The organism is Streptomyces sp. NPDC057543 (assembly GCF_042801895.1).
Lineage (GTDB): Bacteria > Actinomycetota > Actinomycetes > Streptomycetales > Streptomycetaceae > Streptomyces.
The window spans coordinates 14,154-37,573 of the sequence record NZ_JBHVFF010000045.1; the positions used below are offsets into that span (position 1 = coordinate 14,154).

A 23,420-nucleotide genomic window follows, 5' to 3' on the forward strand; every position below is an offset into this window, starting at 1 on the left:
CGCCGGGGCGCCCGGAGGTCAGCCGGCGGTCGGCAGCCACAGCTCGAAGCGCGCGCCGCCCTCCCGCACGCCGTCCACCGTCAGCCGACCGCCGTGCCGGACCGCGACGTCGCGGGCGATGGCGAGGCCCAGACCGGCGCCGCCCTCGTCCCGCGTACGGGCGTCGTCGAGACGTACGAAGCGTTCGAAGATCCGCTCACGTTCCTCGGGCGGCACCCCCACCCCGTCGTCGGTGACCGCGACGACCACACTGCCCCGCTCGCCACGCACCGAGACCGTCACCGCGTGCTCCGCGTGGCGCTCGGCGTTGTCCAGCAGATTGCCGATCACTCGCGCCAACTGTCCACGGGAACCGGCCACTTCGAAAGCGCCGGACCCCGGCACGGACACCGCCACCGGGATCCGGTCACCGATGCGCTGCGAGACCTCCTCGTGGACCAGCGCGCCCAGGTCCAACGTGGTACGGCCCGGCCGCTCCCCCGCGTCCAGGCGGGCCAGCAGCAGCAGATCGGCGGCCAGTGCCTGCAGCCGTACGGTGTCGGCGACCGCGCCTGGCACGTCCAGCAGCTCCGGATGCGCGGCACCCACCTCCAGCTGGGTGCGCAACGAGGCGATCGGGCTGCGCAGTTCGTGCGAGGCGTCGGCGACGAAGCGCCGCTGGCGGTCCACCGATGCCTCCAGGGCCGTCAGGGTCTCATTGGTGGTACGGGCCAGCCGGGCGATCTCGTCGCGCGAACCGGGCTCGGGCACCCGCCTGCTCAGATCCTCCGATGCGGTGATCGCGGCCATCTCCCGTCGGATGCCCTCGACCGGGCGCAGCGCCCGCCGGGTCACCAGCCAGGTCACCCCGGAGACGACGAGCAGCAACACCGGCAGCCCGATCAGCATCGCGCGGCGCACACTGCCCACCGCCTCCTGCTCGGCGGCCAGCGGGGCGCCCGCGTGGACGGTCAGGGTCACCCCGGCGGAGGTGGTCGCCTGCACGGACGCGAAGCGGTAGTCGGCCGTGTCACCGTCGACGGTGGCGGTGCCGTTGTCGAAGTCCGGGTCGTCGGAGTCGACTTCGCCCCGGCCGGGAGCGCTGTACCGCCCGTGGTCGTCATGGCTGTCGTCGTCGGAACCCTCAGCCGGCGACTTGGCCGGAGCGACCTGGTCCGTGCCGGTACCGGAGATCGCCTCCAGGTGCTTGGAGACGGCCACCACGCGTCCGTCCTCGTCGGTCACCTGGACCGGATTGTCCTCCTCCGCGCGCATCTCCAGCCGGTCGTACCGCACATCGAGGGCCAGCTGCCCGGCCACCTCGCGGGCCACCACCTCGGCCTGCAGCCCCGCCTGGTCGGTGAGGTTGGCGCGCAGGACGAGGAGTACGGCCAGCCCGGCGCCGATCAGTGCCACGGCGACCACCACCGTGGCGCCGAGCGCGGCCCTGGCCCGTACCGACCTCACGGCGTCTCCAGCCGGTAACCGGCGCCGCGCACCGTACGGATGGCCGCGGAGCCGAGCTTGCGGCGCAGCGCGCTCACATACACCTCGACGATGTTCGGGTCGCCGTCGTAGGCGAAGTCCCAGACGTGTTCCAGGATGTCCGCCTTGCTCACCACCTGCCCGGCCCGCAGCACCAGCTGCTCCAGCACCGCGAACTCCTTCGCGGTGAGGGCGATTTCGGCCGGACCGAGGTGTACCCGGCGGGCGGCGGTGTCCATGCGCAGAGTACCTACGGTGACCACCGGCGAGGCGGTACCGCCGCCCCGGCGCCGCAGCAGCGCCCGGATCCTGGCCACCAGCACCACGTAAGAGAAGGGCTTGGTCAGGTAGTCGTCGGCCCCGGTGTCCAGGCCCTCCGCCTCGTCGTACTCCCCGTCCTTCGCGGTCAGCATCAGGATCGGCATCTCATGACCGGCGGCGCGCAGGGCGGCGCACACCCGGTAGCCGTTCATCCCGGGCAGCATGATGTCGAGGACGACGAGGTCGTACGCACCCTCGGCGGCCCGGTGCAGCCCTTCGAGACCGTCGTGCACGACGTCCACGGCAAAACCCTCGGCGGTGAGTCCCCCGGCCAGGGACATCGCCAGCCGCTTCTCGTCCTCCACGATCAACAGGCGCATGCACACAGGGTCGCAAACCGATCCTGAAGACGGCTTCAGGTGGCTTCAGGCTGCCTTCAGCATCACCCCGGCACTGTGGTCCCTGTCGAAACCGGCCACAGATCGAGGAGGACCCCTCATGAAGCGCAAGATCGTCATCGCCGCCGTCACCGCGGCCGTGCTCGCCGGCGGCGGAGCCGCCACGGCCGTCGCCCTCACGGACGACGACAGCCACGACCGCGACGCCAGGAGCAGCGCGGCGAGCGGCAGCACCGCCCGCGTCACCGTCGGCGACGCCGTCGCGACCGCCGTCCGGGCCGTCCCGGGGACGGTCACCGAGGCAGAGCTGGACGACGAGAACGGCGGTCTGGTCTGGGAGGTCGACGTGTACGGCTCGGACAGGGCGTGGCACGACGTGACGGTGGACGCGGGTAACGGAAAGGTGCTCGGCAAGCACGTCTCCGACGACAACGACGGCGATCGAGACCGGCATGCGCCCAGGTCGGCCCGGGTGTCGCTGGACGCGGCGGTCGACGCCGCACTGAAGGCGAACCCCGGGACCGTGACGTCGGTCGACCTGGACCACCATGGCGGCCGGAGCGGCGGCGCGCTGCACTGGGAGGTCGACATCCGGGGCAAGGACGGCAAGCAGCACGAGCTGAACGTCGACGCGGGCACCGGCAAGGTGACGGTGGACCGGTCGGACGACGGCGAAGGCGACGGTGACGACGACTAAGGGCTGTCCCGTAGTCCCTGGTGGATCAGCGCGCGGCGTCGGATGCGGTGCATCGCAAGGCGGAGGGGCGCTCGCATACTGGCTGTATTCGGGCGTTCCGACAACGCGGCGAGGTGCCGTAGCGGTGCGACCCTGGTCCGCCGGACAGACCCCAGGAGGGATCAGGGCGCGTGGACGGAGATGACCGTCCCGTCGCCGAAGCCCAGGAACACCACGTCTCCCCGGGCGATGTACGAGATCGACGCCGGGTCGTGCCGGGCTCCCTGCCCGCCGGGCCACTCGGTGGGCAGCCGCGAGCCCGTGTTGTCCGCCTCCCCCGTGGAGCCCATGGCGAACGCGCCGATCCCCTGATCACCCACCACAACGGCACTGTCACCGGCGAGGACGGGCGCGCCCCAGATATCCAGCCCCCCGCCGCTGTCGTCGTACGTCGCCCAGTACTGCCTGCCGTCGGCCAGGCCGAACGCGTACACCCGCGAACGGCTGCTCACCACGACCTTGCCGTCGCGTGACACGACGGGCCGGAAGGCGATGTCCACGCCGGCGGCGATCGACCGGCGGTTCTGCGGGGCCGTCACATCGACGACCGTCAGGCCGTCCGGACCCGAGCAGAGGAGTTCCGTGCCCTTCAGGACCGGCGTACGGCAGGTGATGTCACCGGCGGCGACGGCTCCCAGCCGTGCGCCGTCCGTGCTGCCCAGGACGGTGACGCCGTCGCCGACCGCGACGAGCCGGCCGTCGGCGAAGGACAGTTCCCCCTCGTCGGCCGGGTCGTCCCACGGTTTGTCCCACTTGCGGGTCTGCTTGCCGGTGAGCTGGTGGGCGAGGATCCGGGCCGCGCCCGTGCCGGTGGCCCTCGTGGCGTAGTACAGGACTCCGTCGGACTCGACGGAGTCGGTCACCCGGGCACCGGCCGCCAGCGGCTCCCGCCACTGCTCCGCGCCGTCGGCGAGGCCGAGCGCCACCAGGGCACCGTCCTCGAAGGCGTAGACGGTGGTGCCGATGACGGCAGCCACCGAGGCCGGTCCACTGCCCGCCCTGCCCGGCTCCGTCCGCCAGCGCTGCCTGCCGTTCGCGGCGTCCAGCACGGTGATGCGCTGCGGGCCGCCGCAGACCAGGGACGTGTCCGCCAGTACGCACTCCACCGATCCGTCCTCGATCTTGGCCTTCCACGCCTTCCAGCCCGCCGGCTTCCTGGAGACGTCGGTGGCGGCCGGGCCGAAGTCCCCGGTGCGACCCGCGTCCGCGCGCGGAATGACGGCGGGCCCGGCCTGCGTCCGCGCGGCGTCCGAGGCGGAAGCGGTCGGCTGCACGCCACCGTCCGCGTTGTCGTCGCCTCCGCCGTCCCCCTCGAAGAGCCCCGGCAGGAGCACCGCCCCCAGCACCACGCACACCACTGCGGCCGCTGCCGCCAGGGCGATCCAACGGCCCTTGTCGCGCTGACGGTCACCCGGTACGACCACCGGCGCGACGGGCGTCGGGGCCTGCGCGGGCCCGCCGGGGTGCGGGGCGCCGGACGGGGCCGGCGGTGCGGCAGCGGCCGGCGTGGCCGCCTCCGCGACGGCGCGCGCCCCCGCCGCGTGCGCGGCGAGCTGCCCCCGTACCGCTTCCGTCCAGGGGAACGGTCCGCCGGCCACCGTGTCCGCCCGGTCGCCCGACAGCAGCATGCCGGCCAGCTGCTGGGGCGTCGGCCGGGCCTCGGCGTCGCCGCACAGGCATTGCTCGATCACCGCGCGCAACTGTGGTGGCACGCCGGACAGTTCGGCCTCGCCCTGGGCGATCCGGAAGATCACGGCGGCCATGTCGGAGTCGTCGAACGGGCCCCGACCGGTCGCCGCGAAGGCGAGCACCGCACCGAGGCAGAAGACGTCCGACGCGGGTACGAGCGCCCGTGAGCCATTGACGTGCTCGGGCGAGATGTAGCCGGGGCTGCCCACGACCACACCGGTCCGGGTGAGCTGGGTGGCGTCGAAGGCCTGGGCGATCCCGAAGTCGATCACCTTCGGACCGTCGGCCCCGAGCAGCACGTTGCCCGGCTTGAGGTCGCGGTGGAGTACGCGCACGGCGTGCATGTCGGCGAGCGCGCGGGCGAGACCGGCGCCCATCTCGCGCACCACCGGCTCGGGCATCGGCCCACCACGGATCACCGCCTCGGCGAGCGAGGGGCCGGGGACGTACTCGGTCGCCAGCCAGGGCAGCCGGCCGCTCGCGTCGCCGCCGACGAGAGCCGCGGTGTGCGGACTGCGCACGGCACCCGCCGCGTCGATCTCGCGCCGGAAGCGGATCCGGAAGCCGTCGTCGAGGTCGAGATCGGCGCGTACGGTCTTCAGCGCGACCAGCCCGCCGAGCGGGTCCGGCGCACCGGCGGGCCGGGCGAGATACACCTCGCCCATGCCGCCCGCTCCGAGCAGCCCGAGAAGCTGGTACGGGCCGATCAGCCGGGCTCTGCCGGGTGGAAGCGGCTCGATCACTGCGCGGTCCCCTCAAGCGGTTCGTCGTTCATCCGGGCAGCGGTACGGAGATCGTGGTGCCGTCGTCGTAGACGACATGCACGACGCCGCCGACCGGCAGCACCTGCGGGTCGTTCAGTTCCTTGTCCAGCTGGATGCCATCGGCCATGTCGTATTCCGGTGTGCGGCTCGGGCCCGGGGCGCCCGCCAGGCGAGTCCTGCCCAGTGCGCCCAACGTGCCGTCGGGGCGGATCGGGACGGTGTACAGCGTCGTGCTGTCCGCCCAGACCACGGTGTCGGCGACGATCAACGCGTTGGAGGCCGGGTTGCTCATGCCCTCCTCCACCTTTGCGCCGAGTGGGAACCTGCCGAGGGTCCGGCCGTTGTCGCGGCCGACGACGACGAACTCGTCGCGCACGTCCAGGTCGTGTTCGCTGCTCCGGCGGAGGACCATCACCCGGTCGTCGACCGCGGTGGCGGACGCCTCGGCGACGAGCGCGGAGTCCACAGGCACCCGCCCCTGCGCCTCGAGCGTTCCTGCCGCGAACCGCAGCACGCTCATGTCGGTGCCGACGCCGGAAGCGCTGCCGTTGGAGGCGTAGGTGGCGCAGTAGGCGAATTCGCCCCGCAACCGGAGATCCCCGCAGCCCGGTTTCGTGCCCTCGCCGCCCGCGGTGCCCAGCAGCGTGCCGTCCGTCGGCCGGAACGCCTTCGGCCCGTCCTCACCGATCGCGTACACCACTTTGCCGTCGGTGGCGACCGGCCAGAAGTTGCCCCTCTCGGCTTTGGCCAGATCCTTCTGGGCCAGCGGCTCGTGCCACTTCTCGGCCCCGGTCCTCAGGTCGTACGCGGCGAGCTCCGCGCCCTCGGGCGACCCTGTGGCGGCGGCGAAGACCAGACCGTCGACGACCAGCGGCGCGCTTCCCAGGCTGTGCGCGCCACCGGAGCGGGTCTCCCAGCGGACCTCCCCCGTGCGGGCGTCCAGCGACTGCAGCCGGTCACCCGCGGCGAGCAGCACCGTGTCGTCGTACACGGTGGGGCGGGTGGCACTGGCCGGCATGAAGAACTGACCGGTGGGCCCCCAGCCCGCCGCACGGGAGGTCTCCCCCGTGTCGAGCGCCCACATCCGGTGCCCGTCCGCCGCCGACAACGCCTCGTACGTGCCGTCCGCCTTGCGGCAGACCACGACGTCCCGGCCCGCCGAACAGCCGATCGGCGACCCGGTGAACTTGCCCTGCCAGGACTTCTTCCACCCCGCAGGCCGGACCTCGCGGCCGTACGGGACCGTGCCCGAGGCGTCCGGGCCGCCGTTCTCGCCCACGCCCGCCACGATCTCGGCGGCCGTGGGCGAACCGCCGCCGGGAGAAGTCTCGTTGGGCGTGGTGCGGTTGTTGCGCCAGGCCAGGATGCCCCCGGTGGCCGCACCCAGCACGATCAGCGCGGCGAGGGCGGCGCCCAGGGCGCGCCGGGAGCGGCGCGGGGGCGGGGCGAGTCCCGGGCCCTGGGTGGGCGCGATGTGCAGGCCGGGGGTGAAATCGGTTCCCTGGGTGGGCAGTTGATGGGAGGCCGGAGGACTTCCGGCGGCCATCTCGGTCGGTGTGTATCCCGGCAGCAGCGGGCCGCTCAGCGCGATGACGCGGGCCAGTTCGCGCTCGTGCTCGGCGATGTGCTGCGCCACCGGGTCCGGCCACCGGGCCGCCGCGCCGGGGTCGAGCAACTCCGCGAGTGCGGCGGCGGCCGGGCGGGCGGCCGGGTCGGACACCAGGCAGCGGTCCAGTACGGCACGCAGCGCGCCCGGAACGTCGTCGAGATCGGCCTCGACGTACTTGACCCGGTAGAGCACGGCGGCGACCGGCCCGTCACCGAAGGGATCGCGCCCGGTGGCGGCGGAGCAGAGCACGGAGGCGAGGCAGAAGACGTCGGAAGCCGGGACGACGCGTCCGCTGCCCGCCACGTGTTCCGGGGACATGAAGGCGGGGCTGCCGACCATGCGGCTGGTGGTGGTGAGCGGGGTCGCACCAAAGTCGCGGGCGATCCCGAAGTCGATCAGGCGCGGACCGTCCGCCGCGAGCATCACATTGCCGGGCTTCACATCGCGGTGGACGATCCCGGCCGCGTGCACGGCCGCCAGGGCGCGGGCGAGTCCGGCGCCGAGCATCCGTACCTCGGCCTCGTCCATCGCGCCCGCCCGGCGGACGGCGGCGGACAGGGTCGGTCCGGCCACGTATCCGGTGGCGAGCCAGGGCACTTCGGCATCGGCGTCCCCGTCGAGGAGCGGCGCGACATGGGGGCCGGTAACGGACCGGGCGACGGTGATCTCGCGGCGGAAGCGGCTGCGGAAGCCGGAGTCCTGGGCCACATCGCGGCGGACGGTCTTGACTGCGACCGGGTCGCCGCCGCCGTCCGGGGCGCCGAGGTAGACCTCCCCCATGCCGCCCGCGCCGAGCCGGGCCCGTATCCCGTAGGGCCCGATCCGCCTGGGCGAGTCCTCCCGCAACGGCCCGAGCATGCGCCATTCCCCCCGTCGTCACGCATGAGAAGCCGGACGCCCTGTGCCCGCGTCCGGCCGTAATCCTGCCACGGACACGTCATCGACCGCAGCGCCGAACAGGGCGGGAACCGCACCCCCGGGCCTCGGCTGACGCACCCTCAGCCATCAAGGACGGGGGACGCCGGACGGCGGTTCCAGGGTTCGGCATCCGTCGGACGGGCCGTGCGTTCTCCGACAAGGACCGACCCACCGGGACTCGGCCGCCCCGAGGAGCCCGGAGCGGCCCGATGGCCCGAACAGGCACCGGGCCGGGCCACACGAGCCGCGGGCCGCACAAGCCCGCGGACACCCCCGAAGCGGCCCGCACACCGCCCCGGGCCCGTCCACGCCGGATCGGGAGTCAGCCTTCGGTGAGCCCCGCCACCAGTTCGTCCGCCGCCGCGTACGGGTCGAGGCTCCCCGCCACGATGCGTTCGGCGAGCGCGTCGATGTGGCGGTCGCCGTGCAGATCGCCGATGCGCTCGCGCAGCCGCGTGACGGCGATCGTCTCGACCTCGCGGGCCGCACGGGCCGTGCGCCGCTCGGCGAGCACGCCGTGCTCCTCCATCCACGCCCGGTGCTTCTCCAGCGCCTCGACGACCTCGTCGATGCCCTCGCCCCGGGCGGCGACCGTCTTCACGATCGGCGGGCGCCAGTCGCCCGGACCGCGGGACTCGCCGAGGCCCAGCATGTGGTTGAGCTCGCGCGCGGTGGCGTCCGCGCCGTCCCGGTCCGCCTTGTTGACGACGTACACGTCGCCGATCTCCAGGATTCCGGCCTTCGCCGCCTGGATGCCGTCACCCATGCCGGGCGCCAGCAGGACGACGGAGGTGTCGGCCTGGGAGGCGATCTCCACCTCCGACTGACCGACGCCGACCGTCTCCACCAGGATCACTTCGCAGCCCGCCGCGTCCAGCACCCGGATCGCCTGCGGGGCCGACCAGGCGAGGCCGCCCAGATGTCCGCGGGTGGCCATGGAACGGATGTAGACGCCCGGGTCGGAGGCGTGCTCCGACATCCGGACCCGGTCGCCGAGGAGCGCGCCGCCGGAGAACGGCGAGGACGGGTCGACGGCCAGGACGCCGACTCGCTTGCCCGCCCGCCGGTACGCCGAGACCAGCGCCGACGTGGACGTCGACTTGCCGACGCCGGGGGAACCGGTCAGGCCGACGACGTACGCGTTGCCCGTCAGCGGCGCCAGGGCCGCCATCACCTCGCGCAGCTGCGGCGACGCCCCCTCCACCAAGGAGATGAGCCGGGCCACGGCCCTCGGCCGGCCCGCACGGGCCTGCTCGACCAGGGTGGGGACGTCCACCATCACCGCTCCGTTCACTCGCTGCGTGCTCTCCGCGTACTACGCCGTGTATGACGCCGTGTATTACGTACTACGTACGGCTCGGCCGGGCCGTTCCTGCCCGGGAACCCCGGGTCCTACTTGGGAACGCGGATGATCAGCGCGTCGCCCTGACCGCCGCCGCCGCACAGCGCCGCCGCCCCGGTGCCGCCGCCGCGCCGCTTCAGCTCCAGCGCGAGGTGAAGCACCACGCGGGCACCGGACATGCCGATCGGGTGACCCAGCGCGATGGCGCCACCGTTGACGTTCACCTTGTCCGGGGTGACACCGAGGTCCTTCATCGACTGGACGGCGACCGCCGCGAACGCCTCGTTGATCTCGATGAGGTCGAGGTCCGCGACCTCCAGACCGTCCTTCTTCAGGGCGTGCTTGATGGCGTTGGACGGCTGGGACTGGAGGGAGTTGTCCGGGCCCGCCACATTGCCGTGGGCGCCGATCTCGGCGATCCAGTCCAGGCCCAGCTCCTCGGCCTTGGCCTTGCTCATGACGACGACCGCGGCGGCGCCGTCGGAGATCTGCGAGGAGGTGCCCGCGGTGATCGTGCCGTCCTTGGTGAAGGCCGGGCGCAGCTTGCCGAGGGACTCCGTGGTCGTCTCCGGGCGGATGCCCTCGTCCTTGGAGAAGAGGACCGGGTCGCCCTTGCGCTGCGGGATCTCGACCGGGGTGATCTCGGCCTCGAAGATGCCGTTCTTCTGGGCGGCGGCGGCGCGCTGGTGCGAGAGGGCGCCGATCTCGTCCTGGTCGGCGCGGTTCAGTCCGAGCCGGGTGTTGTGCTTCTCGGTGGATTCACCCATCGGGATGTTCTCGTAGGCGTCGGTCAGACCGTCGTACGCCATCGAGTCGAGCATCTCGATCGCGCCGTACTTGTAGCCCTCCCGGGACTTCGGGAGCAGATGCGGGGCGTTCGTCATGGACTCCTGGCCCCCGGCGACGACGACGTCGAACTCACCCGCACGGATCAACTGGTCGGCGAGCGCGATCGCGTCCAGCCCGGACAGACACACCTTGTTGACGGTGAGCGCGGGGACGTTCATCGGGATGCCCGCCTTGACCGCGGCCTGGCGGGCCGGGATCTGGCCCGCGCCGGCCTGCAGCACCTGGCCCATGATCACGTACTCGACCTGATCGCCGCCGATGCCGGCCCGGTCCAGCGCGGCCTTGATGGCGAAGCCGCCGAGATCGGCCCCGGAGAAGCTCTTCAGCGAGCCGCGGAGCTGGCCCATGGGCGTACGCGCGCCCGCGACGATCACTGAGGTGGTACCGGTCGTTCCTGACATGAGGCACGGCCCCTTGGGATGAGGAGTGAACGAGGGTTTACATGAATGTACTGAGCGGTACCTCGCCCGTCATCCCGCAGCCGGTGTGATCGCGCGCACGTTGCGTAACCATCTGTGGAGCGCTGCACTGGTTGCATGCTGACGCGAATCGACCACATCGGGATCGCCTGTTTCGACCTGGACAGGACCGTCGAGTTCTACCGCTCGACCTACGGGTTCGAGGTGTTCCACTCCGAGATCAACGAGGAGCAGGGCGTACGGGAAGCCATGCTCAAGATCAACGATACGTCCGACGGCGGTGCTTCCTACCTCCAGCTCCTGGAGCCGACCCGGGAGGACTCGGCCGTGGGCAAGTGGCTCGCGAAGAACGGTGAGGGCGTCCACCACATCGCCTTCGGCACCGCGGACGTCGACGCCGACGCGACGGACATCCGGGAGAAGGGGGTCAGGGTGCTGTACGAGGAGCCCCGGACCGGGTCCATGGGGTCCAGGATCACGTTCCTCCATCCGAAGGACTGCCACGGCGTCCTGACCGAACTGGTCACCTCCGCAGCGGAGCACTGACCTCCGGATACCCGGCCCGGTAGAGTGGGCCGTTCCGGGCCGGGGCCGGGTCGGGGCCGCGCCGCGTCCCCAGCCGTTGATCTGTCACCATTCCCCGGGGGACCGTTCGCCGGTGAACGGTACTCGTTGGAGAGTTGCGACCAGGGGACGGATGGGACCGCGCAGTGCGGGGCTACGAACGCCAGGAGAGCCACCGAGCTGACGACGACCATCTCTCGCGGTTCGAAGCCGAGATGGACCGGCTGAAGACCGACCGGGAGAAGGCCGTCCAGCACGCCGAGGACCTCGGTTACCAGGTCGAGGTCTTGCGCGCCAAGCTGCACGAGGCTCGGCGCAATCTCGCGACCCGTCCCGCCTACGACAGCGCGGACATCGGCTACCAGGCCGAGCAGCTGCTCCGTAATGCCCAGATCCAGGCCGAGCAGCTGCGGACGGACGCCGAGCGGGAGCTCCGTGACGCCCGTGCGCAGACGCAGCGCATCCTGCAGGAGCACGCCGAGCACCAGGCGCGGCTCCAGGCCGAACTGCACAACGAGGCCGTGCAGCGGCGCCAGCAGCTCGACCAGGAGCTTGCCGAGCGCCGCCAGACCGTCGAGTCCCACGTCAACGAGAACGTCGCCTGGGCCGAGCAGCTCCGGGCCAGGACGGAGTCCCAGGCCCGCCGGCTGCTGGAGGAGTCCCGTACCGAGGCCGAGCAGTCCCTGACGGCGGCGCGCGCCGAGGCGGGTCGGCTGGTGGAGGAGTCCCGGCAGCGGCTCGGTTCCGAGGCGGAGTCGGCCCGCGCCGAGGCCGAGGCGATCCTGCTGCGTGCCCGCAAGGACGCCGAGCGGCTGCTGAACGCCGCGTCCAGCCAGGCACAGGAGGCCACCAGCCACGCCGAGCGGCTGCGGACGTCGACGACGGCCGAGACCGAACAGACCCGGCAGCAGACCGCCGAGCTGAACCGGACCGCCGAGCAGCGCATGCAGGAGGCCGAGACCCGGCTGCGCGAGGCCCGGCTGGAGGCCGAGAAGGTCACCGCCGAAGCGAAGGAGGCCGCCGTCAAGCGGCTGGCCGCCGCCGAGTCGCAGAACGAGCAGCGCACCCGTACCGCCAAGTCGGAGATCGCCCGGCTGGTCGGTGAGGCCACCAAGGAAACCGAGAACCTCAAGGCGGAGGCCGAGCAGGCGCTCGCCGATGCCCGCGCCGAGGCGGACCGGCTGAAGTCCGAGGCGGCTGAGAAGGCCCGCACGGCGGCCGCCGAGGATGCCGCGGCCCAGCTCGCCAAGGCCGCCCGGGCCGCCGAGGAAGTGCTGACCAAGGCGTCCGAGGACGCGAAGTCCACCACGGGCGCGGCGAGCGAGGAGGCCGACCGGATCCGCCGGGAGGCGGAGGCCGAGGCGGACCGGCTGCGCGGCGAGGCCGCCGAGCAGGCCGATCAGCTCAAGGGCGCGGCCAAGGACGACACCAAGGAGTACCGGGCCAAGACGGTCGAGCTGCAGGAGGAGGCGCGCAGGCTGCGCGGCGAGGCCGAGCAGCTGCGCTCCGAGGCGGTCGCCGAGGGCGAGCGGATCCGCGGCGAGGCCCGCCGCGAGGCCGTCCAGCAGATCGAGGAGGGCGCGAAGACCGCCGAGGAGCTGCTGGCCAAGGCGAAGGCGGACGCCGAGGAGCTGCGCGGCACCGCGGGCGCGGAGAGCGAGCGGGTCCGTACCGACGCGGCCGAGCGGGCCGGTGCGCTCCGCAAGCAGGCCGAGGAGGCCCTGGAGCGGGCCCGTGCCGAGGCCGAGCAGCTGCGTACGGAGTCCGAGGAGCAGGCCCGGTCCACCACCGCCGCGGCCGAGCAGGCGGCGGCGGGGCTGCGCGAGGAGACCGAGCGCGCGGTCGCGGCCCGGCAGACGGAGGCGGCCGAGGAGCTGACCCGGCTGCACACCGAGGCCGAGACCAGGGTCACCACCGCCGAGCAGGAGCTCACGGACGCGCGCGCCGAGGCGGAGCGCATCCGGCGTGAGACGAACGAGGAGTCCGAGCGGCTGCGCGCGGAGGCCGCCGAGCGGCTTCGGGCGCTGCGGGAGCAGGCGGAGACCGAGGCGGAGCGGCTGCGCGACGAGGCCGCGGCGGATGCGTCGCGGTCGCGTGCGGAGGGCGAGTCCGCAGCCGTACGGCTGCGCGGTGAGGCGGCCGCCGAGGCGGAGCGGCTCAAGTCCGAGGCGCAGGAGAGCGCCGACCGGGTGCGTGCCGAGGCCGCTGCCGCCGCGGAGCGGGTGGGCACGGAGGCCGCCGAGGCGCTGGCCGCCGCGCAGGAGGAGGCGAACCGGCGCCGCCGGGAGGCCGAGGAGACCCTCGACGCCGCGCGTACCGAGGCGAACCAGGAGCGCGAGCGGGCCCGCGAGCAGAGCGAGGAGCTGCTCGCTTCCGCCCGCAAGCGGGTCGAGGAGGCGCAGGCCGAGGCGCACCGCCTGGTCGAGGAGGCGGACAGCCGGGCGACGGAGCTGGTCTCCACGGCCGAGCAGACCGCCCAGCAGGTACGGGATTCGGTCAGCGGGTTGCAGGAGCAGGCCGAGGCGGAGATCGCCGGGCTGCGCTCCACCGCCGAGCATGTCGCGGAGCGGACGAAGTCCGAGGCGCAGGGGGAGGCGGACCGGCTCCGCGCCGACGCGCACGCGGAGCGCGAGCGGGCGGGCGAGGATGCGGCCCGGATCCGCCGGGAGGCGCAGGAGGAGTCCGAGGCCGCGAAGGCGATGGCCGAGCGGACCGTCTCGGACGCGATCGCCGAGTCGGAACGGCTGCGGGCGGACACCGCGGAGTACAGCCAGCGGATGCGTACCGAGGCGTCCGACGCGCTGGCCTCGGCCGAGCAGGACGGGGCGCGCAGCCGGGCCGAGGCCCGCGAGGACGCCAACCGGATGCGTTCCGACGCCGCGACCCAGGCCGACCGGCTGGTCGGCGAGGCGACGAGCGAGGCCGAGCGGGTCCGTGCGGAGTCGACGCAGCAGGCCACCCGGCTCGTCGAGGAGGCGACACAGCGGGCGAACGAACTGGTCGACGAGGCGACTCAGCAGGCGGCCCGGGCGACGGGCGAGGCCGCCGACGAGGCGGAGCGGCTGCGTGCGGAGGCGGCGGCCACCGTCGGTTCGGCGCAGGAGCACGCGGCCCGTACCCGCGAGGAGTCGGAGCGGGTGCGCGCCGAGGCGGAGGCGGCGGCCGAGCTGATGCGTGCTCAGGCCCGCGAGGAGGCGGACCGGTTGCTGGACGAGGCGCGGGAGGCCGCGGCGAAGCGCCGTGCCGACGCCGCCGAGCAGGCGGACCAGCTGATGAACAAGGCGCAGGAGGAGGCGCTTCGCGCCGCCACCGAGGCCGAGGAGCAGGCCGACACGATGGTCGGCGTGGCCCGCAAGGAAGCCGTGCGGATCACCTCGGAGGCGACCGTCGAGGGCAACTCCCTGGTGGAGCGGGCCCGTACGGACGCGGACGAGTTGCTGGTCGGCGCGCGCCGGGACGCCACCGCCATCCGGGAGCGGGCCGAGGAGCTCAGGGCCCGGATCGAGAGCGAGATCGAGGAGCTGCACGACCGGGCCCGGCGGGAGACGTCCGAGCAGATGAGGACGGCGGGCGAGCGCGTCGACAACCTGATGAAGGCGGCGACCGAACAGCGCGACGATGCGGCGGCCAAGGCCAAGGAGCTGCTGGCGGATGCGAATTCGGAGGCGAGCAAGGTCCGGATCGCCGCGGTGAAGCGGGCCGAGTCGCTGCTGAAGGAGGCCGAGCAGAAGAAGGCCACGCTGATCCGCGAGGCCGAGAAGCTGCGGGCCGACGCCGAGACCGAGGCGAAGCGCACGGTGGACGAGGGCAAGCGCGAGCTCGATCTGCTGGTGCGCCGACGCGAGGACATCAACACCGAGATCTCGCGTGTCCAGGACGTGTTGGAAGCACTGGAGTCGTTCGAGACACCGGCCGTCGGCGGCAAGGGCGGCTCTTCCAACGGCGGCGTCAAGGCCGGGGCCTCGGCGGGCACTCGTTCGAGTGGCAAGTCGTCCGATGGGTAGTCGCCCCGTCATCTCCCGTGCTTCGTCAGGAGCGTTCAACTCTCCGAGTGGCAAGAGTTACGGTGGGTCAGCCACTCGAAAGGGGTGTCATTCTCCAGATCAAAAGGGCATCCGCTCGATGACACGCCGTCCGCACCCCTAGGATTCCCCCTAACACCTCACCGGTCTCATTCGACAGGAACCCCATGAGCGACCCTTCCTCCCCCTTCGGCTTCGAGCTCGTGCGACGTGGATACGACCGCGGTCAGGTGGATGACCGCATTACCAAGCTCGTCGCCGACCGTGATAGTGCTCTCGGCCGCATCACGTCTCTGGAAAAGCGCATCGAGGAGCTCCACCTCGAAACGCAGAACGCCCAGGCCCAGGTGAACGACGCGGAGCCGTCCTACGCCGGTCTCGGCGCCCGCGTGGAGAAGATTCTCCGCCTGGCCGAGGAGGAGGCGAAGGACCTGCGCGAGGAGGCCCGTCGCGCCGCCGAGCAGCACCGTGAGCTCGCCGAGTCGGCCGCCCAGCAGGTGCGCAACGACGCCGAGTCGTTCGCCGCCGAGCGCAAGGCGAAGGCCGAGGACGAGGGCGTCCGGATCGTCGAGAAGGCCAAGGGCGAGGCCGGCACGCTGCGTGCCGACGCCCAGAAGGACGCCGCGCAGAAGCGTGAGGAGGCGGACGCCCTCTTCGAGGAGACCCGCGCCAAGGCCGCCCAGGCCGCCGCGGACTTCGAGACCAACCTGGCCAAGCGCCGCGACCAGTCGGAGCGCGACCTCGCGTCCCGTCAGGCCAAGGCCGAGAAGCGCCTCGCCGAGATCGAGCACCGCGCCGAGCAGCTCCGCCTGGAGGCCGAGAAGCTCCGTACGGACGCCGAGCGCCGGGCCCGTCAGACGGTGGAGACCGCACAGCGCCAGTCCGAGGACATCGTCGCCGACGCGAACGCGAAGGCCGACCGGATCCGCAGCGAGTCGGAGCGCGAGCTGGCGGCGCTCACCAACCGCCGCGACTCGATCAACGCGCAGCTGACCAACGTCCGCGAGATGCTGGCGACGCTGACCGGTGCCGCGGTGGCCGCCGCCGGCACCCCCGCCGACGACGAGCCGGTCACCCGCGGCGTTCCGGCTCAGCAGACTCGCTGACCCCGGAGTACCGCAGTCGTACGGCCCTGCAAGCCTCGCGCGCCCGGTTCCGCCTTTGTGGTGGCGCCGGGCGCGCGGCCGTTCTAGCGTGAACGCATGATCGAGCTTGATGGCCTCACCAAGCGCTTTGGCAACAAGGTTGCCGTCGACCGGCTCTCGTGCCGCGTCAGACCCGGAATGGTGACGGGCTTTCTGGGGCCCAACGGGGCGGGCAAGTCCACGACGATGCGGATGATGCTCGACCTCGACAACCCGACCAGCGGTTCGGTGCGCATCGACGGCAAGCACTACCGCGACCTGGAGGAACCCCTCAAATACATCGGTGCGCTGCTGGATGCCAAGTCGATGCACGGCGGACGCAGTGCGTACAACAACCTGCTCTGCCTCGCCCAGAGCAATCGCATCCCGGAGAGCCGGGTCGCGGAGGTCCTGGACACCGTCGGCCTGAGCGCGGTGGCGAAGAAGAAGTCGAAGGGTTTCTCGCTCGGCATGGGCCAACGGCTCGGCATCGCGGCCGCGCTGCTCGGCGACCCCCAGGTGTTGCTCTTCGACGAGCCGGTCAACGGTCTGGACCCCGAGGGCATTCACTGGATCCGCAATCTGATGAAGGCACTCGCCGCGGAAGGCCGGACGATCTTCGTCTCCTCACATCTGATGAGCGAAATGGCACTCACCGCAGACCACTTGATCGTGATCGGTCAGGGCAAGCTGCTCGCCGACACCTCGATGGCCGATTTCATCCATCAGAACTCCCGTAGTTACGTACGGCTGCGCTCCCCGCAGCAGGAGCGGCTGCGCGATGTGCTGCACCAGGAGGGGCTCGTCGTGGTCGAGTCGGGGAACGGCACGCTGGAGATCGACGGCGCCACCACCGAGGCGCTGGGCGAGCTCGCCGCCCGGCATCAGATCGTGCTGCACGAGCTGAGTTCCCAGCGGGCCTCCCTGGAGGAAGCGTTCATGCAGATGACGGCGGATTCGGTGGAGTACCACGCACACTCCGAGCTCGCCGAGGCGGTGCCTCCCGTGGGCCCGCACTGGGACGATCCGTACCGTCGGCAGACGCCCTCCGGCACCGGGAAGGGGGCGTGACGACGATGGCATCGGTACCCGCGGTCCTGACCTCCGAGTGGACCAAGATCCGTACGGTCTCGTCGACCGTCTGGACCCTGATCTCCGCGTTCGTCGTCACCGTCGCGATGAGCGCGGCGCTCTGCGCCCTGATGAACGCCCAGTTCAGCGACCTGCCCGTCGCGGAGCGGGCCACCTTCGACCCGACGCTCATCAGCTTCTCCGGTATGGTCCTCGGCCAACTGGCCATGGTCGTCTTCGGTGTGCTCGTGGTCGGTACGGAGTACAGCTCGGGCATGATCCGCACCTCGCTGGCGGCCGTACCGCAACGTGGTTCGTTCCTCTTCAGCAAGATCGCGGTCGCCGGTGTGCTGGCCCTGGTGGTCGGCATCGTCACCAGCTTCGTCTCGTTCTTCCTCGGGCAGGCCCTCCTCGGCGATCACCACACGGACATCGGCGCCGAGAACGTCCTGCGCGCGGTCGTCGGCGGCGGCATCTACATGGGCCTCATCGGCATCTTCTCCATGGGTGTGGCGACGATGCTGCGCAGCTCCATGCTGTCGCTCGGCATCCTGATGCCGTTCTTCTTCCTGGTCTCGCAGATCCTCTCGGCGGTCCCCGGCGCGAAGAAGGTCGCGCGTTACTTCCCCGACCAGGCCGGGTCCAAGATCATGCAGGTGGTTCCGGACGCCATGAACAGCAACCCCGCTCCGTACGGTCCGTGGGGCGGGCTCGGCATTCTGCTCGCGTGGGTGGTTGCCGCGCTGGTCGGCGGCTATCTCGTGCTGAAGAAACGCGACGCGTGAGCGAAGGGCGGGGCGGGTGACCGGAGTGCTCCGGGGCGGGTGACCGGGAATGCGCGTCCCGCTCCTGGAAGCGCTCCGTCCGCTCCGACGCGGGGATGCACTCGAGCAACGGCTTGGCCGGAACCGTCAAGGCCTGGATATCCTCCTAACTCTTACGGGGGTGTGCGGCCGGACGGCCCGGGCCCCGACGACAGACAGAAGTCGATGGGGCTGGAGCATGATCGAGGCAGTCGGCCTGACCAAGCGCTACGGTGCGAAGACGGCCGTGCACAACCTTTCCTTCCAGGTGCGGCCGGGCGCCGTCACCGGATTCCTCGGTCCCAACGGGTCGGGCAAGTCCACCACCATGCGCATGATGCTGGGCCTGGACCGTCCGACTTCCGGTCATGTCACGATCGGCGGCCACCCCTTCCGCAGCCTGCCCAACGCCCCGCGTCAGGTGGGTGCGCTGCTGGACGCGAAGGCGGTGCACGGCGGCCGCAGCGCCCGTAACCACCTCCTCTCGCTCGCCCAGCTCTCCGGTATCCCGGCCGCCCGGGTCGACGAGGTGCTCGGCGTCGTCGGTCTGCACGACGTCGCGCGCAAGCGGTCCAAGGGCTTTTCGCTCGGCATGGGCCAGCGGCTCGGCATCGCCGCGGCGCTGCTCGGCGACCCGAAGGTGCTGCTCTTCGACGAGCCGGTCAACGGCCTCGACCCCGAGGGCATCCTCTGGGTCCGCAATCTGATGAAGACGCTGGCGTCGGAGGGCCGTACGGTCTTCGTCTCCAGCCATCTGATGAGTGAGATGGCGCTCACCGCCGACCATCTGATCGTGATCGGCCGCGGGCAGCTGCTCGCCGACATGAGCGTCAAGGAGTTCATCTCCGCCAACTCGGCCGACTTCGCCCGGGTGCGGGTCGCGGACGGTGTGCGCGAGCAGCGGGAGAAGCTGACCGCCGCGCTCACCGAGGCGGGCGGCCAGGTCATGCCGGAGCCGGACGGGGGCCTGCGGGTCACCGGTCTGCAACTGTCGCGGATCAGCGATCTGGCCCACGAGTCGGACGTCCGGTTGTGGGAGCTCTCGCCGCACCAGGCCTCGCTGGAGGAGGCGTACATGCGGATGACTCAGGGCGCCGTGGACTACCGCTCGACGGCGGACCAGAAGGTGGGGCTGCAGCAGCCGGTGCCCGGCGGGTACGGCGGGCCGCCCGGCTACGGGCCGCAGCCGGTGCCGGAGATGCCGCAGCAGGGCTGGTACGCCCCGCCGCCGCCCGGACAGAACCCGTACGCGGCGGCCCCGGCGGCCCCGGTCGTACCCGCCCCGATGCCCGCCGCAGCCCCCGCAGACCCGACCAAGAGCGAGACCAGCGAGGACGCCCGATGACGACACCGCCGCCCCCGCAGGCGCCGTACCAGCAGGCCCCCGCCCTCTCCGACGCCCCGCAGCAGAACTGGCAGGACACCTCGGCCGGGCTCTACGACTCGCCGATCCCGCTGCGCGCCGCCACCCTCGGTGACGCGCTCGCCTCCGAGTGGACCAAGATCCGTTCGGTGCGCTCCACCATGTGGACGCTCGGCATCATGATCGTGCTGGTCCTCGGTTTCGGCGTGACGACAGCGGTCCTGCTCAACGTGACCGAGGCCCACACCGAAAGCGTCCCGAAGCTGAGCTTCGGCTTCTTCGGCGTGCTCCTGGGCTCGATCTGCGTGATCACGCTCGGGGTGATGACCATCGCCTCCGAGTACGGCACGGGCCTGATCCGTACGACGCTCACGGCGTGCCCCAGCCGTGCCCGGGTGCTCACCGCCAAGGCGATCGTCTTCTTCCTGCTCACCTTCACGATCACGACCGTGGTGACCACGGCGGTCGCCGCGCTGCAGTCGGCCATGCTGGACGGCAGTGCGCCCACCGGCGGCGAATGGCTGCGCGCCACGGTCGGCGTCGGCCTCTACATGGCGACGCTGGGGCTCCTCTCGCTGGCGGTCGGTGCGCTCATCCGGCATTCCGCGGGTGCGATCACGATCATGATCGGGGTGGTGCTGCTGCCGCTCGTGCTGGCCCTGTTCATGTTCACGAAGGCGCTGGCCGGCCTGCAGCGGGCGCTCTTCGAGTATTCGATCCCCAGCCAGCTCAGTGCCTTCTACGACACCTCGGTCACCGGATCGGGGCCGTCCGGCTGGGACCCCCTGTGGATCATGCTCGGGGTGACCGCCGTGGCCATGCTCGCCGCGTACATCACGCTGGAGAACCGCGACGTCTGACCGCTCCCCGACCGCCCGGTCGCCGGCCTCAGTAGCGAGGCGCGTTCCTGGACCGCTGCACCTGTGTGGTGCGGCGGTCCTTCGCGTTCCAGCAGGCCTTGTGCCAGTGCCTGCGGTCGTCGATCCCGCTGTACTCGGACCAGGCCACCAGGTGCGGAACGCCGGACGAGATCTCCTGGTCGCAGCCGGGGCAGCGGTAGCGCTTGCCGGCCGCGCTCGCGCCACTGACGGGGCGTACCGTCCACTCCTCGCCCCGCCACTCCTCGGTGCGCCCCCCACCGCCGTACCGGGCCCCCGGCTCCGCTGTGCTGTCGTGGGGACTCTCGCCGCCTCGGGGGCGGTTGCGGCGCGGGGACACGTGACACCTCACGGGGCAGGCTGGGCAGTTCCGTCCAGCGTAGGGCCATTCGGCCGAGCCCCGTGTCCCGCACCGCGCAGGGCGGCGCCCCGGACGGGGTGAGTTACCGGAAAATCGCAAAACTTGCCGTCCGACCGTGCCTTTGGCACGTGTCAGGCGTTGTTGCGGGTAGGGGAGAGCCCGCGTCGGCCGCAAGGAGGCAATTGGCGATGCGTGTCGGAACGTTCGTACTGGCAGCCCAGTTTCCGGGACAGGGGCCGGGTGAAGCACTGCACCGCGCGATCCGGTCCACCGAGATCGCGGAGGAATCCGGCCTCGACTCGGTCTGGCTGGCGGAACACCATTTCGTGCCGTACGGGGTCTGCCCGTCCGCCATCACACTGGCCGCGCTGCTGCTCGGCCGCACCCGGAGAATCCGGGTGGGTACGGCGGTGAGCGTGCTGCCCACCCAGCACCCGGTCGCGCTCGGCGAACAGACCGCGCTGCTCCACCTCACCAGTGGCGGCAGATTCACCCTCGGCGTCGGCCGGGGCGGCCCCTGGGTGGATCTGGAGGTGTTCGGCGGGGGCCTGGAGGCGTACGAGAAGGGCTTCCCGGAGTCCTTGGAGCTGCTGCTGGACTGGCTGACCGAGTCCCGGGTCGCGGGCGACGGGGAGCGCTACGGCTTCCGCGAGGTGGCGGTGGTCCCCCGGGCCGACGAGCTGCTCGGGCAGGACGGCGGAGAGAGCCCCGGCGGCCCCGAGGTGGTGGTCGCGTGCACCTCGCCGAAGACGGTGCGGCTCGCCGCGGAGAAGGGTCTGCCGATGTTGCTCGGGATGCACTGCGGGGACGAGGAGAAGGCCGAGATGGTCGCCCTGTGGCGCTCCGCCGCGCTCGCCGCGGGGCGCTCGCCCGAGAGCGTCCGGGAAGCCGGACATGTGTCCGCAGGGGTGGCCCAGATCGCCGACCGTGCCGAGGACGCCGTGGAGACGCTCGTGAAGACGATGCCCGGCTGGCTGCGGCAGGGCCTGGACGCCCATGTGACGGTCGACGGCCGGCACCGGGTGATGCGCGACCCGGTCGCCTATACGGAGCTGCTGTGCGGCCTTCATCCGGTGGGCCCGCCCCGGCTCGCCGCCGACCGGCTCGCCGCCACCGCCGAGCGGACAGGCATCACCCGCTTCGCGCTCCTGGTGGAGGGTTCGGGAGATCTGGCGGCCACGGAGGAGAACGTAGCGCGGCTGGGCACCGAAGTGCGTCCGCTGCTCACCTGACAAGCCGTAAGAGGTACGGGGGCTGCCGCCCCGGAGCCAGTTGCACCGATCGCGGCCCGGAACGGCAGCGGAAGCGTTAGGTCCTGATCCGCCGGACAGGCCCTAGCAGTCCCGTAGTTCGGGCGACTGATTGAGCAACTGACCCCTCACCGAGGTAAATCGGGCCAGCCGCTCGTCGACCGAGGCATCCAGCGGGAACACCGCGACGCGGTGGCAGTTCTGGAATGCCAGACGCACCCCGAAGTGCCGCTGCAGAGCGCCGCGTATCGCATCACTCGCGAGCGCGCGCAGCAGCTGACCACGTGCCTGCTCGTCCGGCGGGGGCGTCTGGTTGTCGGCGAACTCTCCGCCGTCGACCTTCAGCTGAGCCACCAGGGAGCTGATCATCTCCCATGCGTAGGGCAGGGAGGTCCGGACGCAGTCGACGAAGTCGGCTTCGTCGACCTCGCCTCGCTCGGCCTGTTCCAACAGCGCCGGTGAGACGTCGAGCGACATGGGTTCTCCTCTCGCGACCCCGACGACGGGCCGGGGCCTTACGGGCAGGGAAGGAGGACGGCGACGCAGCGTGCACACACGGCGACCTCCTGCTTACAAGGTAAGGGTGCAGTCCTGGCCGCACCAGGAGATTGGGAACACAACCGGCCAATAACGAAGGGGAGCAAAGAGGGGCAAGACCGAAAGCCATCGGTCCGGTGATCGCGGGCGGAAGGGGGAGAATCGCGTGGAGCACCCGTCGTCGAGTAGCGTTGCCGACCATGCGTCTCGTCATCGCCCGCTGCTCCGTGGACTACGCCGGCCGGCTCACGGCCCACCTGCCCTCCGCTCCCCGTCTGATCCTGGTGAAGGCGGACGGGAGCGTGTCGATCCACGCCGACGACAGGGCGTACAAACCCCTGAACTGGATGTCACCGCCCTGCACCCTCAAGGAGGGTACGGACGACACCGCGGGCATCTGGACCGTGGTGAACAAAGCGGGCGAGAAACTGATCATCACGATGGAGGAAATCCTCCATGACTCGTCCCATGAGCTGGGTGTCGACCCGGGCCTCATCAAGGACGGCGTCGAAGCGCATCTGCAGGAACTGCTCGCTGACCGGATCGAGACACTCGGCGAGGGCTACACCCTGATCCGCCGTGAGTACTTCACCGCGATCGGGCCGGTCGACATCCTGTGCCGCGACGCCGACGGGCAGACCGTGGCCGTGGAGCTGAAGCGGCGCGGCGACATCGACGGTGTGGAGCAGCTGACCCGCTATCTGGAGCTGCTCAACCGCGATCCCCATCTCGCCCCCGTGAAGGGCATCTTCGCGGCGCAGGAGATCAAGCCGCAGGCGCGGGTGCTGGCGACGGACCGCGGGATCGGCTGTGTGGTCCTCGACTACGACGCGCTGCGCGGCATCGAGGACGACAAGCTGCGGCTGTTCTGAGACCTCCTCCGCCCCTCGCGAAACGCCCTCGAACCTGCCCTCCGAACTTCCTCTCCGAGCCTCGTCGTCGAAACTTCTTCTCCGAGCTTCGTCGTCGAACTTCTTCGAACGCCGGACGTGTACGTC

General features: G+C 71.6%; 18 protein-coding genes. 10 read left to right on the forward strand and 8 right to left on the reverse strand.

Annotated elements, in window-relative coordinates; translation table 11 throughout:
- Positions 1–18: 18 nt before the first annotated feature.
- Complete coding sequence (locus tag ACFU8Q_RS10775; RefSeq protein ID WP_384450882.1) at positions 19–1,446, reverse strand: ATP-binding protein; 1,428 nt, start codon at positions 1,444–1,446, stop codon at positions 19–21.
- Complete coding sequence (locus tag ACFU8Q_RS10780) at positions 1,443–2,105, reverse strand: response regulator transcription factor (RefSeq protein ID WP_384450885.1); 663 nt, start codon at positions 2,103–2,105, stop codon at positions 1,443–1,445. The genes ACFU8Q_RS10775 and ACFU8Q_RS10780 overlap by 4 nt, the downstream gene beginning before the upstream one ends.
- Positions 2,106–2,223: 118 nt before the next feature.
- Here ACFU8Q_RS10780 and ACFU8Q_RS10785 point away from each other — a divergent pair, with 118 nt between their 5' ends.
- Entirely contained in the window at positions 2,224–2,820 is a 597-nt protein-coding gene (locus tag ACFU8Q_RS10785) for a PepSY domain-containing protein (protein ID WP_384450888.1), read from the forward strand.
- Between the two features lie 161 nt (positions 2,821–2,981).
- Here ACFU8Q_RS10785 and ACFU8Q_RS10790 read toward each other — a convergent pair whose 3' ends face one another.
- From ACFU8Q_RS10790 to ACFU8Q_RS10805, 4 genes are all read right to left on the reverse strand, one after another.
- On the reverse strand, positions 2,982–5,291 hold the full coding sequence (locus ACFU8Q_RS10790; RefSeq protein ID WP_384450891.1) for a protein kinase: 2,310 nt from the start codon (positions 5,289–5,291) through the stop codon (positions 2,982–2,984).
- 28 nt (positions 5,292–5,319) lie between these two features.
- Positions 5,320–7,779 carry a protein kinase gene (locus tag ACFU8Q_RS10795; RefSeq protein WP_384450894.1) on the reverse strand — a complete coding sequence of 820 codons (2,460 nt, stop codon included), beginning with the start codon at positions 7,777–7,779 and terminating at the stop codon, positions 5,320–5,322.
- A 382-nt stretch (positions 7,780–8,161) separates the two neighbouring features.
- Complete coding sequence (gene meaB / locus ACFU8Q_RS10800; protein WP_383750990.1) at positions 8,162–9,118, reverse strand: methylmalonyl Co-A mutase-associated GTPase MeaB; 957 nt, start codon at positions 9,116–9,118, stop codon at positions 8,162–8,164.
- A 113-nt stretch (positions 9,119–9,231) separates the two neighbouring features.
- Positions 9,232–10,431, reverse strand: a complete 1,200-nt coding sequence (locus ACFU8Q_RS10805) for an acetyl-CoA C-acetyltransferase (RefSeq protein ID WP_384450897.1) — start codon at positions 10,429–10,431, stop codon at positions 9,232–9,234.
- Between the two features lie 135 nt (positions 10,432–10,566).
- Between ACFU8Q_RS10805 and mce the strand changes: the two genes are divergently transcribed.
- The 7 genes from mce (at position 10,567) to ACFU8Q_RS10840 (ending at position 20,256) form a co-directional block, all read left to right on the forward strand.
- Complete coding sequence (gene mce / locus ACFU8Q_RS10810; RefSeq protein ID WP_384450900.1) at positions 10,567–10,995, forward strand: methylmalonyl-CoA epimerase; 429 nt, start codon at positions 10,567–10,569, stop codon at positions 10,993–10,995.
- Between the two features lie 164 nt (positions 10,996–11,159).
- The gene (gene scy / locus ACFU8Q_RS10815) at positions 11,160–15,017 is read left to right on the forward strand and encodes a polarized growth protein Scy (RefSeq protein ID WP_384450903.1); all 3,858 of its coding nucleotides are present in this window, start codon (positions 11,160–11,162) and stop codon (positions 15,015–15,017) included.
- A 185-nt stretch (positions 15,018–15,202) separates the two neighbouring features.
- Positions 15,203–16,141 carry a cellulose-binding protein gene (locus ACFU8Q_RS10820; RefSeq protein WP_384450906.1) on the forward strand — a complete coding sequence of 313 codons (939 nt, stop codon included), beginning with the start codon at positions 15,203–15,205 and terminating at the stop codon, positions 16,139–16,141.
- A 96-nt stretch (positions 16,142–16,237) separates the two neighbouring features.
- Positions 16,238–17,230, forward strand: coding sequence for an ATP-binding cassette domain-containing protein (locus tag ACFU8Q_RS10825; protein WP_384450908.1), 993 nt, complete (start codon positions 16,238–16,240; stop codon positions 17,228–17,230).
- 5 nt (positions 17,231–17,235) lie between these two features.
- Complete coding sequence (locus ACFU8Q_RS10830) at positions 17,236–18,015, forward strand: ABC transporter permease subunit (protein WP_384450911.1); 780 nt, start codon at positions 17,236–17,238, stop codon at positions 18,013–18,015.
- Positions 18,016–18,232: 217 nt separating this feature from the next.
- Entirely contained in the window at positions 18,233–19,378 is a 1,146-nt protein-coding gene (locus tag ACFU8Q_RS10835) for an ABC transporter ATP-binding protein (RefSeq protein WP_384450914.1), read from the forward strand.
- Positions 19,375–20,256, forward strand: coding sequence for an ABC transporter permease subunit (locus tag ACFU8Q_RS10840; protein WP_384450917.1), 882 nt, complete (start codon positions 19,375–19,377; stop codon positions 20,254–20,256). The genes ACFU8Q_RS10835 and ACFU8Q_RS10840 overlap by 4 nt, the downstream gene beginning before the upstream one ends.
- Before the next feature lie 28 nt (positions 20,257–20,284).
- On the opposite strand, the gene ACFU8Q_RS10845 is transcribed toward ACFU8Q_RS10840, so the two are convergent.
- Positions 20,285–20,614 carry an ATP/GTP-binding protein gene (locus ACFU8Q_RS10845; RefSeq protein ID WP_384450920.1) on the reverse strand — a complete coding sequence of 110 codons (330 nt, stop codon included), beginning with the start codon at positions 20,612–20,614 and terminating at the stop codon, positions 20,285–20,287.
- Between the two features lie 209 nt (positions 20,615–20,823).
- Between ACFU8Q_RS10845 and ACFU8Q_RS10850 the strand changes: the two genes are divergently transcribed.
- Positions 20,824–21,867, forward strand: coding sequence for an LLM class flavin-dependent oxidoreductase (locus ACFU8Q_RS10850; RefSeq protein ID WP_384450923.1), 1,044 nt, complete (start codon positions 20,824–20,826; stop codon positions 21,865–21,867).
- A 102-nt stretch (positions 21,868–21,969) separates the two neighbouring features.
- Here ACFU8Q_RS10850 and ACFU8Q_RS10855 read toward each other — a convergent pair whose 3' ends face one another.
- Positions 21,970–22,362, reverse strand: a complete 393-nt coding sequence (locus ACFU8Q_RS10855; protein WP_030971516.1) for an SCO5389 family protein — start codon at positions 22,360–22,362, stop codon at positions 21,970–21,972.
- Positions 22,363–22,622: 260 nt separating this feature from the next.
- Between ACFU8Q_RS10855 and nucS the strand changes: the two genes are divergently transcribed.
- Positions 22,623–23,294: an endonuclease NucS gene (gene nucS, locus ACFU8Q_RS10860; RefSeq protein WP_266748611.1), complete on the forward strand. Its 672-nt coding sequence runs from the start codon at positions 22,623–22,625 to the stop codon at positions 23,292–23,294.
- The last annotated feature ends 126 nt before the right edge of the window (positions 23,295–23,420 follow it).

Excerpts from the sequence above, each read along its gene's own strand:
- ACFU8Q_RS10780 (WP_384450885.1), bottom strand. The coding sequence starts at position 2,105 with ATGCGCCTGTTGATCGTGGAGGACGAGAAGCGGCTGGCGATGTCCCTG.
- ACFU8Q_RS10785 (WP_384450888.1), top strand. The coding sequence starts at position 2,224 with ATGAAGCGCAAGATCGTCATCGCCGCCGTCACCGCGGCCGTGCTCGCC.
- ACFU8Q_RS10795 (WP_384450894.1), bottom strand. The coding sequence starts at position 7,779 with ATGCTCGGGCCGTTGCGGGAGGACTCGCCCAGGCGGATCGGGCCCTAC.
- meaB (WP_383750990.1), bottom strand. The coding sequence starts at position 9,118 with ATGGTGGACGTCCCCACCCTGGTCGAGCAGGCCCGTGCGGGCCGGCCG.
- ACFU8Q_RS10805 (WP_384450897.1), bottom strand. The coding sequence starts at position 10,431 with ATGTCAGGAACGACCGGTACCACCTCAGTGATCGTCGCGGGCGCGCGT.
- mce (WP_384450900.1), top strand. The coding sequence starts at position 10,567 with ATGCTGACGCGAATCGACCACATCGGGATCGCCTGTTTCGACCTGGAC.
- ACFU8Q_RS10820 (WP_384450906.1), top strand. The coding sequence starts at position 15,203 with ATGAGCGACCCTTCCTCCCCCTTCGGCTTCGAGCTCGTGCGACGTGGA.
- ACFU8Q_RS10825 (WP_384450908.1), top strand. The coding sequence starts at position 16,238 with ATGATCGAGCTTGATGGCCTCACCAAGCGCTTTGGCAACAAGGTTGCC.
- ACFU8Q_RS10830 (WP_384450911.1), top strand. The coding sequence starts at position 17,236 with ATGGCATCGGTACCCGCGGTCCTGACCTCCGAGTGGACCAAGATCCGT.
- ACFU8Q_RS10835 (WP_384450914.1), top strand. The coding sequence starts at position 18,233 with ATGATCGAGGCAGTCGGCCTGACCAAGCGCTACGGTGCGAAGACGGCC.
- ACFU8Q_RS10840 (WP_384450917.1), top strand. The coding sequence starts at position 19,375 with ATGACGACACCGCCGCCCCCGCAGGCGCCGTACCAGCAGGCCCCCGCC.
- ACFU8Q_RS10850 (WP_384450923.1), top strand. The coding sequence starts at position 20,824 with ATGCGTGTCGGAACGTTCGTACTGGCAGCCCAGTTTCCGGGACAGGGG.
- ACFU8Q_RS10855 (WP_030971516.1), bottom strand. The coding sequence starts at position 22,362 with ATGTCGCTCGACGTCTCACCGGCGCTGTTGGAACAGGCCGAGCGAGGC.
- nucS (WP_266748611.1), top strand. The coding sequence starts at position 22,623 with ATGCGTCTCGTCATCGCCCGCTGCTCCGTGGACTACGCCGGCCGGCTC.